Consider the following 18,286-nt stretch of genomic DNA (forward strand, 5'->3'; position numbering starts at 1 on the left):
TCTTTTTCTTCGAACTTTACTATCTCAAAGTGATTGATTAGGTATTCGGGCAGTAATAATTTAAGTAATTCTGTCTCATTTAGCATATCACAAATTTATGCTTTTTTCAAAACCCTCCCCTGGTTTTAGGACTGATCCATAAATTGTAAAAATATTTGTTTAAAGGTTTGCTTAATTAAATTATATGTTATACATTTACCACGCCTTAGAAAAGCAGTAGTGCGAAGCAAAGGCAATAAATTTTTTTTCATCATTTGTGTTTTTAGAATCGTATCCATGATACGATTCTTTTTTATGCTTCATAGTAGAGTAGAAGGTAGATAAAATAGCTGTACGTAATACTTCCGTCTTGTCTATTGGATTTTAGAAATAGGTCATTAGTCCAACCAAAGAAATCTCCTAGCCAACTTTCATTTTTTTGTCTAAAAGCGATTTCATTTTCTCTATCTTTTTTCATTTTTGGAGAGTATTGAGACAAGATTTGGTTAACCCATTTTGGATCAGATTGCTGGATACTTCCTAAAATGTTTTTTAAAGCATATAATTTCGCCGAATACTCCAAATCCTTGTCGTTAGAATGTATGCAGCTTAAAAAGCCTATAAAGCTCGCTTCCTGCTCGCGTGCATAGCCGAGTTGATGCGCCGCTTCGTGTGAAAGTGTGAAGGCTTTATTGTTGTCAGGAACATTTGCATCATATTGCGCTTCTGCAGTGAATGGATTGTAATATCCCAAGATGCCTGTTAAGCTCATTACTTTGCCATAAAGACTTGGTTTGATGTCAATGACTTTTGTTGTCGGTTTAGTATTGAATTTTAATGGTATTTGCGATTGGGATTCAATAATACTTTTTTTAATGCTTTCGATGTTTTTAATCTCATAGATTCCGTTTTCATCCTCTGGTAAATTTTCTCGAAGAGCAATGCAAGCCTTAAGGTATTTTACAGATAAGGCTTTTAGTTTTTCAATAGGGATTTTGTCGTCAGGATTGACTTTTATAATCGGTTTCTGAAAATACATCATGCCCCAAAGAATTTGATATGTAAAATATATTATGTTTACGAATATTAAAATTTTGGTTATTTGAGATTTTAAACCTTTTTTAAATGACAAATACAGAGTAAATATTAGCCAAAGACTTAAAATGATATAAAAAATATCTCCTACGGAGAAGTTTGACCAAGCGAATATTTTTTGATGAATCGACTTTTGCAAATCATAAAAATCTCCGAAAGCTTTTATGATTGTATCTGACTTTGAGAATAGGTAAAAAACAAAAATTTGGGCAAACCAAAGGCCTGCCCAAATTAATATTTTCTTATTTATAGATGATTTAGTGTGCGCTTGCTTCATTAGATTCGGTTAATTCTACACCTTGTTTTTTTAGAATTCTAGGTGTAATATAGCCAAAAATTGCCAGATACAAAAAGCAAAGTGCAGGGATGATGTAAGAGAAATGTGTAAAAGTCATTCCAAGAATACCACCTTGCCCAGATGCGCTGTTGTCGATATCACATATAGCACCTTGTACAAGAGGGATAATACCACCACCAAGAATCATCATAATAAGGAATGAAGATGCTTTACCTGTGTTTTTACCAAGACCAGCGATTGCTAAGTCGAAAATTGCAGGCCACATAATCGAGCAGAAAAGTCCACCAGATATTAAAAAGTATTTAGCCACATTTTTATCAGGATAGAATAACCCGCAGAGCATCATGATGATTCCTGCAACGCCGAAAATCATTAATGTTTTTCCCGCATTTTTGCCTCCGATAAAACTGATTAAAATAAAAATCGCAATCCAAATTGGATAGATGTAGAACGAGCTTACATCTTTACCGCTCATGGTGTTTGCAAAAATAATAACGCCAAATGCAATGAAAGGTACTAGGATTTTTAGAAGTAGATTAACGGCTTTCGTTGTGTTAAATACGTTAATTCCTCCATTCCAGCGCCCAATCATAAGGCTTCCCCAGTATAATGAAATGAAAGGTGCGATGTTGTTTTCCAAAACGCTACCAAATTCTCTTGTGTGGAGCAATGCAGGAAGGTTACTGATGATACTAACTTCAACACCAACATATAGGAAAATCGCAATCATTCCTAAAACAAGTTGTGGGTATTTTGTAATTCGGAATTTTGCTGAACCTTCGTCAATTAATTTTTCTTCTTCTTTGGCAGGATCTTCGATTTTAGAAAATAACATAAAAATCGCCACCAAAATAAATGCAATACCTAAAACCAAAAATGGAACTTTTACGGTGCTAAGTTTTGCTTTTACGAACTCTTTCGGATATAATGTGTTAGATGCTTCTTTTTTGATGTCATCCAATTTTTTTGAATAAACATTTAGTTGCTCATCATTTAGATTATTGCCAGTTTCTAATGTAGAAAGTCCTGTGTTTAATTCAGAAATTTGTGTTTTAACCTTTTGCTCGGTGGTTGCTTTTTCGGTTAAATCAACTTGTCCATCTTTTTCTAAATCAAGAATATTAGTTTCTAGCTCAGATTTTAATGTTTTGTATTCGTGTACTAAAGTTTGGGTTTTCGTAAGATTGGCAGGTAAAGGCTCGCTTTTATTTCCCGTTCCGAACAACGCAAGACCAATAAGGATTGGACCAATGGTTGTTCCTAGGGAGTTAATTCCGCCAGCTAAAGTTAGTCTGTGTGCGCCAGTGCTAGCACTTCCCATTTTGATAGCGAGCGGATTGGCGACAATTTGTTGAACTGAAAAGCCTAAACCAACAATAAATAAAGCTGTTAAGAAAAACCAAAAGTTGGCTGAAGCTGCTGCTGGAAAGAATAAAAATGCACCAATAGCGGAAATTGTAAGTCCTACAGCTAAGGTTTTTTTGTAACCAAATTTTTGTAGAATATCACTTTTAAGAGAAATAATGAAAAAGATTACCGAGCCAACAAAATAGGCAACATAGAATGCCCACGCTACTAATTGTGACTGAACTTGAGATAATACAAACCATTTTTTGAAAACGGGGATCAAGATATCATTACTTGCTGCTACAAAACCCCAAAAGAAGAATACAATAACCAAGGACAAAAATTGTGACCATTTGGTTTGCTCATTATGTTGACTCATTTAATAAAAATATGTTAAACAAATATAATTATTTATTAATAATATAATACTCGTTCAAAACATTTTTAATATCCTTATACACAGCCGATTTTAGTTCGGACATTGATAAGTCTGGTTCGTAAATGCCATTAAAATAAGCTTTCGCACAACCTGGATGTCCTTTTTTATTATTAAATGGAAACATTTCTTTTAGTCCAACAAACGTAAAAGAAGCAATAGAAAAATTGTGTTTTGTCGCCAAAATAAATGCGCCATCTTTGAAGTCGTCCAAAATAATGGAAGTGTCGTCTGGTACACCACCTTCTGGGAAAATGACAATACTGCAACCTTCCTGCATTTTTTCAGCACAACGACGGTAGACATCGGCACGACTTCTGGCGCTATTTCGGTCGACCATAACGCAAACTCTTTTATAAATGGTTCCGAAAATTGGGATTTTCACCAACTCTTTTTTACCAACAAAACAAAGTGGATGCTTGGGCACCAAAATCAACATCAACATAATATCCATAATCGAAGTATGATTGGATACAAATACATATTGTTGGTGTTTGTCGATTTTTTGCTTCGAAAGATTGATACGTTTGTAACGCATGCCCATTCCGTAATACATGCAATACGCCCAAAGTCGAATAAAGAAGTAGCAATATCGGTAATGACTTTTTCTAAATGATAAAAGGTAAACGGGAAGTCCTATGGTAATGGTGAAAACCAAACCAATAATGATCATCCAAATTCGCCAAAGTATATTGAGAAATGCTGTCATTCTTTAATTATCCATTAAAAATCACTTTCTTTTTGATGCTGTAGTTAAGGACGGAGACAGTTACAATAGCTGCGATTTTACTAATCATCTCTGGTGAGAATGTGAAAATTTTGATGCTAAAATAACTTGTAAATACGTAATGGTAGAAAACTTGGAATAATGCCAAACTTAAAATCGTCGAAATAAACGAAACAATCATAAAGTACATAAATTCCTTTTTCTTAGAATATTTTCCGCGCTCAAATACAAACCAAATACTCAAAAAGTAGTTGGTGAAAATACCGCAAGAAGTTGAAAGAACATTGCTGAGTGGAAATTTGACACCGTATAAATTATACTCCCAAGGAAATGCTTTGGGAAGACTGGTGCTAAATAGCTTGAAGCTGCCAATCTCTACGATGGCGCTCAAACCTCCAGCGATGATAAAAAACAAAACTTGTTTTTGTTTTAAAAGTAATTCTTTCATGCGGTGCAAATTTATACTTTTAATGTTAAAATATTAAAACAGATTTCAGAAGTTTAACATAGAAGAAAATATCGTATTGATAAGACTTCTGGAAAAATGACTACTGATAAAGCATTTTTATTACTCAAATTTTAACAAAAAACTATGATAAATAATGGTTTTCAGTGATATTGAAAAAGTTGCAAAATGATAATTATTTTAAAAAAGTATTAAAAAATGTTATTTTATTTTGATATTAATGTTATTGATGTATCTTTATTCTAAGAATATCGCATTTGTGGATTTGTTTGTGTTTTTAATCTGTAGATGCGCATTATTCCAACAATATATACACAATACAATATTTTGAAATTATGAAAAAACGTCCAAATTACCGAAAATTTCAGCCTCAGTTGAAACGGATTGAGGAACTTGAAAAGAATAATTCTACTTTTAAAAGAATCTATTCGGAGTACGAACTAATGTCCGACGAATTGTGGGAGCTAGAGAATGACGAGAAAACATCGGTGCCGGACGACTTTATTACTGCTATACAATTGCAAACAGAATACCTAGAAGAAGAAATTAATAATTGGCTGACGAATATCACACCAATAGATACGAAAGCCTAATCTGTTATTTACAGAATAATTTCCTACTTTTACAGGCCTAATTTATTTATAAAATTTATGATTGCAATTGTAGATGGAGGTTCTACTAAATGCGATTGGGTTATTCTAGAACATGATGGTAAAGAGGTCTTTAAGACAGAAACCATTGGTTTTAATCCCAATATTATCTCACCAGAACTTATTGCGCCTGAGGTCGAAAATAACAAAGCCTTGATGTCTATTGCTAAAGATATCAAGCATTTGTTTTTTTATGGATCTGGTTGTGGCGTGCCCAAAAACCGTGAAATTGTACAACGTGAACTAAGTAAAGTATTTACCAGTGCTTATGTCACGGCAAAGGAAGATCTTGTTGCGGCAGCTTATGCAGCGTATCGTGGTCATCCAGAGATTGTATGTATTTTGGGAACGGGTTCCAATTCTTGCTATTTTGATGGGGAATCTTTGAAAACCGAATTGCCATCATTAGGCTTTTTGATCGGTGACGAAGGCAGCGGCAGCTCTCTTGGTAAGCAGTTGGTACGTCATTTCTTTATGAAAAAATTACCTCCAGATTTGCATCAACAATTTGCCGAAATCTATCAACTTAATATAGAGGATTTGTTACAGAATATGTACCATAATCCACGTGTTAATGCTTATTTTGCAGACTTTACAAGGTTTATTGTTGACCGAAAGACACATCCATATTTTCAACAATTCGTATATAAAGAACTTCGAAATTTTTTAGAATTTCAGGTGCTTCCTTATAAAGAATGTCGTAGCAGCGAGCTTAACTTCATCGGATCAATCGCGTATTTTTTCGAAGATATATTAAGAGCAGCTGCGGCAGAGTTTCATTTTACGGTGGGCGATATTGTACAACGTCCAATTGAGAACCTTGTTAACTACCACCGTGACTATATTTTGCCAAAACTTTTACCCTAAGTTTGGCTTAAATAATATTTGTAGAAGGGAATTTTTTAATTAATTAAAAAAATTAGAATGTCGAATCAGAATCAAAAAGATTTAAATGCTTTCAATAAGGCAGCTTTAGATTATCACAAAGCTGAACCCAAAGGAAAAATTGAAGTTGTACCATCCAAACCGCACTCATCGCAAAGAGATTTGAGTTTGGCTTATTCGCCAGGTGTGGCTGTGCCTTGTATGGAAATCCATAATAACCCGCAAAGTGTATACGACTACACTGCCAAAGGTAATTTGGTGGCGGTTATTTCTAATGGAACAGCAGTTCTTGGACTTGGAGATATTGGTGCGGAAGCTTCAAAACCTGTTATGGAAGGCAAGGGTCTTCTTTTCAAAATATTTGCTGACATCAATGTTTTCGATATCGAGATTGATGAAAAAGATCCAGATAAATTCATTGAAATTGTAAAAGGTATTGCGCCAACTTTTGGAGGAATTAACCTAGAAGATATTAAAGCGCCAGAAGCTTTCTATATCGAACAAAGATTAAAGGAAGAATTAAATATTCCTTTGATGCACGACGATCAACATGGAACGGCGATTATTTCGGCGGCGGCTTTGCTTAATGCATTAGAAATTGCGGATAAAAAAATCGAAGATGTTAAAGTTGTCGTAAATGGAGCAGGTGCTGCAGCCATTGCGTGTACAAAACTTTATGTGGCTTTAGGTCTTACAAAAGAAAACGTTTTGATGTGCGATTCCAAAGGTGTTATCAATCATAAAAGAACAAATCTAACACCAGAGAAAATTGATTTTATCGCACAAACTGACATCGAAACTTTAGAAGATGCGTTGAAAGGTGCTGATGTTTTTGTTGGTTTGTCAAAAGGAAATGTGATGTCACCAGAAATGTTGTTGAGCATGGCGGACAATCCTATTGTTTTTGCATTGGCAAATCCAGATCCTGAAATCGATTATAACTTAGCTGTTGAAACTAGAAAAGATGTCATCCTTGCAACTGGACGAAGCGATTTTCCTAATCAGGTAAATAATGTTTTAGGATTCCCATATATTTTCCGTGGTGCTTTGGATGTACAAGCAACTGGCATTAACGAGGCGATGAAGTTGGCTGCTGTACGTGCGTTAGCTGCGTTAGCAAAAGAGCAAGTGCCAGAAGTTGTGAAGTTGGCTTATAATATCAAACAATTGCATTTTGGAAGAGATTACTTTATTCCAAAACCTTTTGATAGTCGTCTTTTAACTAGAGTTTCTATGGCGGTTGCAAAAGCGGCGATGGAAAGTGGTATTGCGAAAAGTCCAATTACGGATTTTGAAGAATACGAAAATAACTTGTTGGATCGTATGGGACGTGACGAACGTCTAATCCGTATGATGCAAAGTCGTGCGAAGTCTAATCCGATGCGTGTAACTTTGGGGAATGCGGAAGAATATAATGTTCTGAAAGCGGCTCAAATTCTTTTGGAAGAAGGTATTGCAAAACCAATTTTGTTGGGTGAGAAGAAATTCATCAAGCAACAAATGGAAAAATATAACATTAACATCGATGTGCCGATTGTTGATCCAATGGACGATGATCAGGAAGAAAACCGTGTTAAATACCGTGAGACACTTTGGAAGCTTCGTCAACGTAAAGGGATGAATGAGTACAAGGCGAAACTTTTTGTACGTCAAAGAGATTATTTCGGACCTTTGATGTTGAAGCATGGTGATACAGATGCCTTGATCGTTGGTTTTTCTAAAAACTATTCTTCGGTTTTAAAACCAATTTTAGAAGTTGTCGAAAAAGATAAAGGCGTTGATAAGGTTGCTGCGATGATGATGATTTTGACGGAGAAAAAACCAATTTTCTTCGCTGATACATCAATTAACCAAAATCCAACTTCTGAGGATTTGGTGAATATCGCGAAAATGTCAGAAATGACGGTTAAGACTTTTGCAATCGAACCAAGAATTGCAATGTTATCTTTTGAGAATTTTGCTGCAATTTCTGAAACTTCGAAAAAAGTAGCTAAAGCAGTTTCAATTCTTCATGAAAAATTCCCAAAAATGATTGTTGATGGTGAGATACAACCAGATTTTGCAATGAATAGTGACCATTTGAGTGATTATCCATTCTCAAAATTGGGTACAGAACCAGCCAATGTTTTTGTTTTCCCAAATCTAGAAAGTGCAAATCTATCTTACAAAATTATTCGTGGGATGAAGATGGCGCAAGTTGTAGGTCCGATTTTGATGGGGTTAAAACAGCCAGTGCATGTATTGCAAATGCGCTCTAGCGTTGACGAAATCGTTAATTTGGCAACAATTGCAGTTTTGGATGCTCAAAGAAGACAAGCAAAATAAGAATTAATTATTTTCAAAAAATAGCAAAAGCGGAACCTAGGTTTCGCTTTTTTTATTAAGAATTTTTATCAATTTTAACAAGATTTTTTAATTCTCGTTTCGAATTAATATATTAGCGAATTGTTTTTAACTTATGATTTATTCATTAAAAGGAATTGTTGAGGAGCTTGCACCAACTTATGTCGTGATAGACGTTGCTGGCGTTGGTTATTATGTCGGAATTAGCTTGCAGACTTCACAAATGTTGAAGCTGGGCGCGCACCACAAAATCTATACACAACAGATAATACGTGAAGATGCCAATTTGTTATTTGGTTTTAACACACTTTTGGAAAAGGAAATGTTTAATCTCTTAATTAGTGTTAATGGAGTAGGAGCAGTATCTGCGCTTATTTTGTTGTCATCACTTAGCTTAGAAGAGACTGCTGCAGCTATCCAAAATGGTCAAAGTGTTATCCTGCAAAAAGTGAAAGGTATTGGTACCAAAACCGCCGAACGTATCATCGTTGATCTAAAGGATAAGGTGGCTAAATTTGGTGTTTCGGTAGAAAATAATTCTCAGCTTTTGAATAATAAAGTTAAAGATGAAGCGTTAACTGCTTTAGAGGTTTTGGGTATTTCTAAGAAAATGTCGGAGAAGATTGCGGACAGACAACTGAAGAATAATCCAGAGATGACAGTGGAAGAATTAGTGAAAGAAATTTTGAAAAACATTTAACATTTTTTTGTGTTTAAATAATACAGATGTAAAAAGAGAAGATAGTGAGGAGAGAGTTTTACTTTAAGAAGATTTTTGCATTGTTGTTGGTATTAATCGGGTGCGTACAAGTTGCGGCACAAGATAAACCAAATGATAGTGTCAATATCAGAAACCATTTTAATTTAGCAAGTCCTATTCGATACGAGGCATTTTATGATGTCAAAGAGGGGATTTATTATTTGTATCCGAAAATTGGAAACACAACTGTTGGGAATCCTTTGGTGATGACCTTTGAGCAATATCGTAATTATATGTTGCAAAATCAGCTGAAATCATATTTCCAAGAAAAATCGGATCTCAATAATCTTGCAAACAGAAAAGATCAAAGTGATGCGAAGAAGAAAGGGCTTCTGCCAAGTATCACCATTCGAAACAAAATTTTTGAAAGCATCTTTGGGAGTAACAAAATTGAGTTAATTCCTCAGGGTTATGCTTCTTTTGACTTGGGTGTTCTTTTACAAAAAATTGACAATCCACTGATCTTACCACAGAACCGAAACAATTTTACGATTAACATTCAACAAAGAATGCAGTTGGGATTAACGGGGAAAGTTGGTGAGAATTTGCAGTTAAAAGCCAATTACGATACGCAAAGTGGTTTTGCATTCGAGAACCGAATGAACTTGATGTGGCAAGCAAAAGGATCTTGGAAGGATTTACAATCCAAAGGTCTGGATGATAAAACCACAGGTGGCGAAGATAAAGTTATCAAAAAAGTAGAATTTGGTAATGTTAGTATGCCCCTTTCCACAAGTTTGATTCGTGGCGCGCAATCTCTTTTTGGTCTTAAAACAGATTTCCAGTTGGGTAAGACGACTGGTACTTTTGTGTTTTCGCAACAACAAGGTGAAGCACGAAATATTGTGGTGCAAGGTGGTGGCGCAATTAGTACTTTTAAGATTAATGCTTTTGATTATGAAGATAACCAGCACTACTTTTTAGGACACTACTTCCACGATAACTATGATACAACTTTACAGAACTATCCGACTCTTAGCACAAGAATAAATGTAACGCGACTTGAAGTTTGGGTATTGGATCAAGGTTCAGCAAATCTTCAAGATCAAAAAAGTATTGTTGCGGTTCGAGATTTAGGTGATGGTCCAGGAGGCTTTCCTAGTAATGCTCAAAATGGATTGTACAGTGCTGTTGCTGGATTGGGAGCTGGTTTACGTGATGTTGGTACCGCTTATAATACTATTAATGGTCAAAGTTTACCAAATGCACAAGGCGGAACAGAACCATATGTGGATGGCGAAAACTTTATTTTCAATAGAAAAGCAAAGCGACTGAATCCTGGAGAGTATAAATTCAATCCGCAATTAGGTTATATTTCCCTTAATCAAAGATTAAATGATAATCAATTTTTAGCAGTGTCGTATTCATATACGATTGCAGGATCTGACCAAGTCTATAAAGTTGGGGAATTTTCTGAAGAAAGTTCTGTGTTGGTAACAAAGATGATCAAGTCTAATACAACGGTTAGAACCACATCTCCAATGTGGGACTTGATGATGAAGAATATTTATCCGATGAATGCGAACCAGATTCAACATGATAATTTTATGTTGAATGTTTATTATCGTGATAATACAACTGGAGGTAAACTAAACTATTTACCAGGAATTACGTCTCCAGAGATGAATCTACTAAAGACGCTTAACTGGGATAGATTGAACCTTAACAATGACGTCCAAGCAGAAAATGGTGTCTATGGTGATGGTATTTTTGACTTTGTGCCAGGTATTACCATTGAGCCAGAGCAAGGAAAATTAATCTTTACGAAGGTTGAGCCATTTGGTAAGTATATGGCAAGCCAAATTGGTAGTGCAGATCCAACACAATATGTCTATACAGATCTTTATACCAAATTAAAAGAAGTAGCTAAGCAAAGTAACTTGGCACAACGATATACAATTGAAGGTCGCTACAAAGGTGCGCAAGGTCAAGGTATCTCGATGGGCGCTATTAACGTGCCACAAGGTTCTGTTCGCGTTACTGCGAATGGCGTACAACTTACAGAAGGTGTAGATTATACCGTTGATTATATGTTGGGAACAGTTACGATTATTAACGAGCAAGTTAAGCAATCGGGACAAGCGATTAATATTTCAATGGAAAATCAAATGACGTTCAACACCCAAAGAAAGAGTTTCTTGGGACTTAATTTGGAGCGTAAGTTCAACGACCATTTGACAGTAGGTGCAACTTTAGTAAATTATGGCGAAAGACCTTTAACGCAAAAAGTGAACTTCGGTCAAGAAGCTGTTAACAATACAATGGCAGGTTTCAATATTTTATATAATAATGAATTGCCATTCTTAACAAGATTAACAGATAAGATTCCATTTGTTAATACCGAAGCGCCATCTAATTTGAACTTTAAAGCAGAGGCTGCTTATTTGATACCAGGTCAAAGTAAAGGAATTAACAACCAATCCTATATCGACGATTTTGAACAAACGACTTCAAAAATTTCTTTAAAGGAGCCAAGTTTGTGGGCAATTGCTTCGAAACCTGAACTTAACAAAACAGACCCTCTTTTTGCGGATGCTGGTATTGATAATGATATAAAGAATGGTTATGGAAGAGGATTGACATCATGGTATAATATTGACCCAAGATTCTATGGTGTTGGAGGTAAAGCACCAAACGGCATTAATGCTCAGGTATTATCTAATCACCGTTCGCGTCGTGTTATGATGTCCGAATTGTATAACGAAAGAGATTTTGTTGCGGGTGAACAAACGATGTTGACAACTTTTGATGTTAGTTTCTACCCAAATCAAAGAGGACCATATAACGTGAATCCATTAGATGAACCTGCTAATATGCGTTGGGGAGGTCTAATGAGAGCAATTGGTGTTTCTAACTTTGTTAATTCTAACATTGAGTATGTTGAGTTTTGGATGATGGATCCTTATGCTGATGGTAACAATCTTGGAGCAAATCCAAAGTTACTATTGCAATTAGGTAATGTGTCAGAAGATGTTCTTAAAGATGGAAAACTTCTTTATGAAAATGGTATGCCAACAACGTCTAACCCAACACAAACAACAGAGTCTAATTGGGGAGCACAACCAACACAATTCCCAATTTTGTATGCTTTCTCAACTGAAGGTGACGAAAGAGCACAACAAGATTTGGGTTACGATGGTCTTAATGACGAAATGGAAGCAGCGAAGTTTGGTGTGTCATTTACCAATCCTGTAACTAATGAGTTGGATCCAGCATCGGATAACTTTGTATTTTATATGTCAGATAAATTCCAAGGTGCAATGGCATCTTCGTTGATTGACCGTTACCGTTATTTCCGTAACCCACAAGGTAACTCGCAAGCCAATACATTGGAAGTTGCAACACAATTACCAGATGCAGAAGATATCAACAGAGATTATAACTTAGATCAAAGTGAAGATTACAACCAATACACAATTGAATTAGGCAGAGACAAATTAGTTCTTGATGGTACTAACAAAATTGTTGACATCAAAGAAGTTAATGTTAAGTTTGAAAACGGGCAAACGTCAAAAGTTAAATGGTATTTATTCAGAGTACCGGTTTCTCAGTTTGATGACAAATCAATGGGAGGAAATGCTGATCCAGCAATTCTTAACAATGTAAGATTTGCAAGAATGATTCTTAAAGGTTTTGAAGAAACGTCTACTTTAAGATTTGGTACATTCGATTTAGTAAGATCAGATTGGAGAAAATATACCAATCGATTAGCTTACAACAACAGTGCTGATGATGCTAATGAGGGGCAAACAATTAACAACATTAGTACATTCGATGTAGGAAGTGTTAACTTGGAAGAAAATGCATTAGGCAAACCACCTTATGTTTTGCCTCCAGGTATTGAAAGACAAGTATTAAGTGGCAATGCTGGTGCACAAAGACAAAACGAATCCTCATTATATATGAAGGTTGGTAATTTAGGACGTGAAGCTAGAGGAGTATTCAAAAACACTAACTTGGATATGCGTCGTTATAAGAATTTACAATTATTTGTTCACGCAGAAGATCTTAAAAATGTAATGAACACAAGCGTGGATCCAGATGCTAAATTCTTTATTCGTTTTGGTTCTGATGCTACAGACAACTATTACGAATATGAAGCCTCATTAAAGTATACTGCGCAAAACGCAACTTCACCACTTGATATTTGGCCAACAGAAAACCAAGTTCTTCTTGCTATTGAAGAATTTGTAAACGCAAAAATGAAGCGTGATGAGTTGGTTAAAAACAATGCACCTGGTGTCAAAAACGATCTTCGTTATGAATATCCAGATTATAAACCAGATGGAGATAATAAAAAAATCTATGTAAAAGGACGTCCTAGTCTTGGTAACGTGACTACATTAATGCTCGGGGTTAGAAATACGAATGGAAATGTTGGAAGCCGTGGTATGATGGCTGGTCAGCAAAAAGATTTAGTTCTTTGGGTTGACGAAATTCGTCTTTCGGAGATTGAAAATAAAGGTGGTTATGCAGGAAATGCTTCACTTAACTTTAACTTAGGAGATTTTGCTTTGGTTAATGCGAATGCAGCTTATTCATCAGTTGGCTTTGGAGCTATTGACCAAAAACCATCTGAAAGATCTCAAACCGCTAATTCGACATTTAGTATTAATACGACAGTTAATATGGATAAATTCCTTCCTGAGAAAGTAGGAATGAAGATTCCTCTTAACTACTCGTATACACAAACAATTGAGGATCCAAAGTACAATCCACTAGATAACGATGTACAGTTAAGTAAGTCGCCTAACGAAGCTGATCTTAAAAAAGTGGTGAGAACTTACAGTCAGCAACGTAGCATCGGAGTTGTTAACATGCGTAAAGATCGTATGAATCCTAACAAAAAACCGAAATTCTATGATGTAGAAAACTTGTCATTGACAACAATCTATAATGATGACTACTACCGTGATATTTATACGAAACGTAATTACAGACAGTATCTGAAAGGATCAATTGAGTATAACTATAACTTCAAACCATTTGTATTGCGTCCATTTAACAAGATGGTTAGTGATACAGCGAAGTCATACAAATATCTGAGATGGATTAAAGAAGTTAACTTCAATCCAGTACCAACAAGATTGTCTTTCAGAACTATGTTGGATAGAAATTATAACGAACTTGAATTCAGAAATATTGATGCTGTAATTAACGGAAATATAGATAATTCGGATATTATCCGTAACAGAACATTCTACTTCGGATGGCAATATAGTTTAGGATTTAACTTCACGAAATCTTTAAAGATGGAAGTTAATTCTGAAACAAGAACACTTAATGATAATCTTTCTGTGTATGATATGAATACAAGTAGCATTTTTGGGAATCCTTTCAGAGCAGGACGTCCAGTGCAGTATAACCATAGAGTACAATTGAACTATCGTTTGCCGTTTGAGTATTTACCTTATATGGATTTTATCAATGCAGAATTGGGTTATAGTTTCCAATATAACTGGAATGCGAGATCTTCGGCACTTCGTAACTTCCAAAATCCAGAAACTGGTGCGATTGAAAATCTTGGTAACGTTGGACAAAACACCAACACAATCCTTGCAACATCAACTGTGGACATTCCGAAGTTTTTAGGTAAGTTCAAGTACTTCCAAAAAATTACAGAAACAATGTCTAAGCGTAAGCAAGAGATTGACTCACTTAACAATGTATATTCGCAAAACTTCCTTAAGAAAGGTAAAAAGAAAGAGTTTAAAGCTTATAAGTTTAAAAACAAGTTGTCACCTTTCCAAGCAGTAGCTTATGCTTTAACATCGATTAAGCAGTTGGATGTTAACTTTAATGAGAACAATGGTATTGTATTGCCAGGTTTGTTATCTGCACCTAATTTCTATGGTGTTGGTCAAACATTGGGAGGTCCAACTATAGGTTTCTTATTTGGTTCGCAAGCGGATATTCGTAGATTGGCAATTGAGAGATCTTGGATTTCTAACTCTGCTTATATGACAGATGCTTATACCGAGATGACAAATCGAAATTTGACAGCTAACTTACAAGTAATGCCTGTTAATGATTTGAGAATTGACTTCAACGTGTTGCAAAATTACAACCGTAATTTTATGCAGACTGGTTTCAATGTTAATCCAGATCCTAATTTCTCTTTCGGTTCGGAGATGATAACGCACTCTAATACAGCGTGGACATTTAACACAGCATTTACGGATGGAGCAACGATTTATAATAAGATTAAAGAAAATGCTAGAATTATTTCGCAACAATTAGGAGGAGCTCCGACGGGAACAGGATATGCTGATGGTTATGATATTTCTAATGCTTATGTTTTAATTCCAGCATTTAAAGCTGCACTTGAAGGTAAGTCACCACAACAATTGGGTAATGTAAGAAAATCTGGATTCCCTGTGCCTAACTGGAAGCTAACATATAGTGGACTGAAAAATCTTCCGATTGTCAATAGTCAATTCTCTAAGTTTGATATTTTACATAGCTATACATCGACTTATACAATGGCAGGTGTACAGTCTAATATCGATTACTTCAACAGAGGTACTTCGGGAGATAGAGATGTTAACAACAATTATATTAATCCTTATACATTTGCTCAAGTTGGATATGCAGAGCAGTTCTATCCATTAGTTGGTATCGATGTGACGATGCGTAACAATATGCAGTTCCGTGCTTCATACAACAGAGATAGAGCTTATATGTTAGGATTAATTAACCACACATTAACAGAAGATGTCGGTACAGAATATGTGATTGGTTATGGTTATATCTTAAAAGATCTAAAATTGAAAATTAATTTCAAAGGACGTCCAAGAGATATTAAGAGTGATCTTAACCTAAGAGCTGATGTTGCGTTGAGAGATAACAGAACAAGAATTACAAATATCTTGATTGACGATTCTCAAGTAACAGGAGGTCAAAAGTTATTGACCCTGAAGTTATCTGCAGACTATAATATGTCGCAAAACTTCAACCTGAAATTCTTCTATGACCAAATGGTTACAAAGTATAAGATTTCGACAGCTTTCCCATTGTCAACAGTAAGAGCAGGTCTTACAGCGACCTTCACATTTGGTGGAGCAGGAGGAGGCTTCTAATTTTCATATTTAAAAAATAGAAAACGCATCAGACAATTCTTGTGCGTTTTTTTATGATGAGGTTTTTAGAGGCTTATTTAGATTATTTATATTTTTAAAATTATCTTGTGCCTTATGGAAAATCTAATTAAATTTGTATCAAACAATAAATCGTAATGAATACACCAGCAGAACTAAAGTACACGAAAGACCACGAGTGGGTAAAATTTGAAGACAACGTAGCAACAATCGGAATTACAGATTTTGCACAAAGCGAATTAGGTGACATCGTATTTGTTGATGTTGACACAGTAGATGATGACTTAGAAGCAGGTGATGTATTTGGAAGCGTAGAAGCTGTTAAGACAGTTTCAGATTTATTCTTACCAGTTGCAGGTGCAGTTATCGAGTTCAACGAAAAACTTGAAGACGAGCCAGAATTGCTTAACACAGATCCATACGGAGATGGTTGGATTATCAAATTGCAACTAAAAGACGGAGCAGATCTTTCTTCATTATTATCAGCAGAAGATTACCAAGCTATCGTTGGATAAGTACAGACACATATTCCGAAAATATATAATGCCCATTTATTGGGCATTTCTTACTTATATGCTACTTCGACCAGGTCTTGAAAACAAAGAATACTCTTTTATGTTTCCTGGTTTTGACAAAGTGTTGCACTTTAGCATTTTTGGCTTTTTAGGCTTTTGCCTTTTAGTATCTTTTCCAAACCTAAAAAGGTCCACCTACTTATTAATAGGATTTGCCTATGCCTTGCTAACCGAAATTCTTCAAGAAACTATGGGATTTGGGCGCTCATTAGAAGTTTTAGATGTAGTGGCAGATATGTTGGGTTTTAGTTTAGCAATTCTTGTTTACAAGATTATTTGTAAATATTTACCAAACTAAATTTTTCCTTTTTTCGGGCAATCCTCGCACAATGCTGAGTCTTTGCTAGCTCGGTCGGGCTGTCCGCTGTATCTTGGAAGCTTCGCTCGGTCGTCTATGCTTCGGTCGCTACGCATCCCGAAGCACCGCCGCCTCGCTTCGCTCCAAGGATGCCGCTTCCATCCCTATTGCAGATTCGCGATAATTATTTGATTTACGATTTTAGATTTATGAATTACGACTTTTTTTAAATTTCCAAAACTCATTGTTGCGTATCTTTTGTTCCCTTTTGCGGTTAACTTATCTCTTCAGCTAAACCTTGTCTTTCTTATTATAAGCTTCGCGCCTTAGTTTTTCTTAAAAGTAGAGCGACATATAAAAATCTTTGTTTCGCTTTGCGATAAAATTTGTTTTCATTTTTGAAGAATGTGATTCAGAACATAGCGAAGAAACCTAACGAAGAGGTTCGACGAAGTCAATTTCATACTTCAAAAAAAACACAAAGCTTTTGTTCTCTTTTGCAATTAAGCTTATCTACACAAACAAACATTGTTTTTCATATATAAACTTGTGCCTTTGTTTATCTCAAAAGCAGAGTGATAAATAAAAACCTTAGTTTCGCCTTGCGATAATCCTTTGATTTTAGATTTTTGAATTACGATTTTGAGATTTCCAAAATAATTGAAGTATCTCTTTTGTTCGCTTTTGTGGTTAAACTTATCTACACGAGCAAACTTTGTCTTTCTTATAATAAGCTTTGCACCTTAGTTTCTCTTAAAAGCAGGATGAAAGATAAAATCTTAATTTTTCATTGTGATAAAAATTACTTTCATAACCTAATATAAAACTCTGTGTAAACTTTTGTTTTCTTTTGTAGTTAATCTAAAATCAAAAATAAACCCCTCTGAAAACAAGCTAGTTAAAGTTAAATTAAAAAATAGTTTACAAAAAGTTTGGATTGGGAGGAGTAAAGGAGCTACTTTTGCACTCGCAAATCAGAAGTGGTTAGCAGCGCAGAAGTTACTAGAGACGATAATGACAGAAACGAGACAAATGCTTTTCGGGTTAAGAAAAAAAACTTGAAAAAAACATTTGCGAGATTCGGAAAAAGTTTTTAGTTTTGCATTCGCAAATCAGAAATGACAAGCAAGCGCAGAAGATATTAAAAAACTTAGATTTAGATTTAGTAAATGGGTTTAGGGTGTTTGAGAAAAAAAACTTTTAAAAACATTTGCGTAGGTCGGAAAAAGTTTTTACTTTTGCACTCGCAAATCGGCAGAAAGATGACAGAATAAAAGAAGCCGAGGATGCGAAAAGAAAAGAGATCATTGACATAAATATAACAACCAAG

General features: G+C 35.2%; 11 protein-coding genes. 7 read left to right on the forward strand and 4 right to left on the reverse strand.

Features of this window, described 5'->3' with window-relative positions; all coding sequences use genetic code 11:
* Positions 1–292: 292 nt before the first annotated feature.
* From Q1V95_RS06715 to Q1V95_RS06730, 4 genes are read right to left on the reverse strand one after another with little or no spacing between them, the layout of a single operon-like run.
* Positions 293–1,351, reverse strand: coding sequence for a DUF3810 domain-containing protein (locus tag Q1V95_RS06715; protein WP_300672000.1), 1,059 nt, complete (start codon positions 1,349–1,351; stop codon positions 293–295).
* On the reverse strand, positions 1,332–3,098 hold the full coding sequence (locus Q1V95_RS06720) for an MFS transporter (protein WP_300672002.1): 1,767 nt from the start codon (positions 3,096–3,098) through the stop codon (positions 1,332–1,334). The genes Q1V95_RS06715 and Q1V95_RS06720 overlap by 20 nt, the downstream gene beginning before the upstream one ends.
* A gap of 28 nt (positions 3,099–3,126) precedes the next feature.
* Positions 3,127–3,864 (reverse strand): lysophospholipid acyltransferase family protein, encoded by a 738-nt coding sequence (locus Q1V95_RS06725; RefSeq protein WP_300672004.1) that lies wholly within the window; start codon positions 3,862–3,864, stop codon positions 3,127–3,129.
* Between the two features lie 7 nt (positions 3,865–3,871).
* The gene (locus Q1V95_RS06730; protein ID WP_300672006.1) at positions 3,872–4,330 is read right to left on the reverse strand and encodes a GtrA family protein; all 459 of its coding nucleotides are present in this window, start codon (positions 4,328–4,330) and stop codon (positions 3,872–3,874) included.
* A gap of 353 nt (positions 4,331–4,683) precedes the next feature.
* Here Q1V95_RS06730 and Q1V95_RS06735 point away from each other — a divergent pair, with 353 nt between their 5' ends.
* The 7 genes from Q1V95_RS06735 to Q1V95_RS06765 all read left to right on the forward strand — a co-directional run bounded on the left by Q1V95_RS06735 (position 4,684) and on the right by Q1V95_RS06765 (position 16,956).
* The gene (locus tag Q1V95_RS06735; protein WP_300672008.1) at positions 4,684–4,941 is read left to right on the forward strand and encodes a hypothetical protein; all 258 of its coding nucleotides are present in this window, start codon (positions 4,684–4,686) and stop codon (positions 4,939–4,941) included.
* Positions 4,942–4,998: 57 nt separating this feature from the next.
* Positions 4,999–5,865, forward strand: coding sequence for an ATPase (locus Q1V95_RS06740; RefSeq protein ID WP_300672010.1), 867 nt, complete (start codon positions 4,999–5,001; stop codon positions 5,863–5,865).
* A 57-nt stretch (positions 5,866–5,922) separates the two neighbouring features.
* Positions 5,923–8,208 (forward strand): NADP-dependent malic enzyme, encoded by a 2,286-nt coding sequence (locus Q1V95_RS06745; RefSeq protein WP_300672012.1) that lies wholly within the window; start codon positions 5,923–5,925, stop codon positions 8,206–8,208.
* Positions 8,209–8,341: 133 nt separating this feature from the next.
* Positions 8,342–8,926 carry a Holliday junction branch migration protein RuvA gene (gene ruvA / locus Q1V95_RS06750; protein ID WP_300672014.1) on the forward strand — a complete coding sequence of 195 codons (585 nt, stop codon included), beginning with the start codon at positions 8,342–8,344 and terminating at the stop codon, positions 8,924–8,926.
* An 80-nt stretch (positions 8,927–9,006) separates the two neighbouring features.
* On the forward strand, positions 9,007–16,065 hold the full coding sequence (gene sprA / locus Q1V95_RS06755; protein WP_300672020.1) for a cell surface protein SprA: 7,059 nt from the start codon (positions 9,007–9,009) through the stop codon (positions 16,063–16,065).
* A 155-nt stretch (positions 16,066–16,220) separates the two neighbouring features.
* A complete protein-coding gene (gene gcvH, locus Q1V95_RS06760) occupies positions 16,221–16,598 on the forward strand; it encodes a glycine cleavage system protein GcvH (protein WP_300672016.1) in 378 nt (125 codons plus the stop codon).
* A 28-nt stretch (positions 16,599–16,626) separates the two neighbouring features.
* Complete coding sequence (locus Q1V95_RS06765) at positions 16,627–16,956, forward strand: VanZ family protein (RefSeq protein WP_300672018.1); 330 nt, start codon at positions 16,627–16,629, stop codon at positions 16,954–16,956.
* Positions 16,957–18,286 lie beyond the last annotated feature (1,330 nt).

Source organism: Soonwooa sp. (assembly GCF_030151385.1).
Classification (GTDB): Bacteria; Bacteroidota; Bacteroidia; order Flavobacteriales; family Weeksellaceae; genus Soonwooa.

What these genes read in the sequence shown, in the direction of transcription:
- Q1V95_RS06725 (WP_300672004.1), bottom strand. Translation starts at nt 3,864, where the DNA reads ATGACAGCATTTCTCAATATACTTTGGCGAATTTGGATGATCATTATT.
- Q1V95_RS06720 (WP_300672002.1), bottom strand. Translation starts at nt 3,098, where the DNA reads ATGAGTCAACATAATGAGCAAACCAAATGGTCACAATTTTTGTCCTTG.
- gcvH (WP_300672016.1), top strand. Translation starts at nt 16,221, where the DNA reads ATGAATACACCAGCAGAACTAAAGTACACGAAAGACCACGAGTGGGTA.
- Q1V95_RS06735 (WP_300672008.1), top strand. Translation starts at nt 4,684, where the DNA reads ATGAAAAAACGTCCAAATTACCGAAAATTTCAGCCTCAGTTGAAACGG.
- Q1V95_RS06715 (WP_300672000.1), bottom strand. Translation starts at nt 1,351, where the DNA reads ATGAAGCAAGCGCACACTAAATCATCTATAAATAAGAAAATATTAATT.
- Q1V95_RS06740 (WP_300672010.1), top strand. Translation starts at nt 4,999, where the DNA reads ATGATTGCAATTGTAGATGGAGGTTCTACTAAATGCGATTGGGTTATT.
- ruvA (WP_300672014.1), top strand. Translation starts at nt 8,342, where the DNA reads ATGATTTATTCATTAAAAGGAATTGTTGAGGAGCTTGCACCAACTTAT.
- Q1V95_RS06745 (WP_300672012.1), top strand. Translation starts at nt 5,923, where the DNA reads ATGTCGAATCAGAATCAAAAAGATTTAAATGCTTTCAATAAGGCAGCT.
- Q1V95_RS06765 (WP_300672018.1), top strand. Translation starts at nt 16,627, where the DNA reads ATGCCCATTTATTGGGCATTTCTTACTTATATGCTACTTCGACCAGGT.
- Q1V95_RS06730 (WP_300672006.1), bottom strand. Translation starts at nt 4,330, where the DNA reads ATGAAAGAATTACTTTTAAAACAAAAACAAGTTTTGTTTTTTATCATC.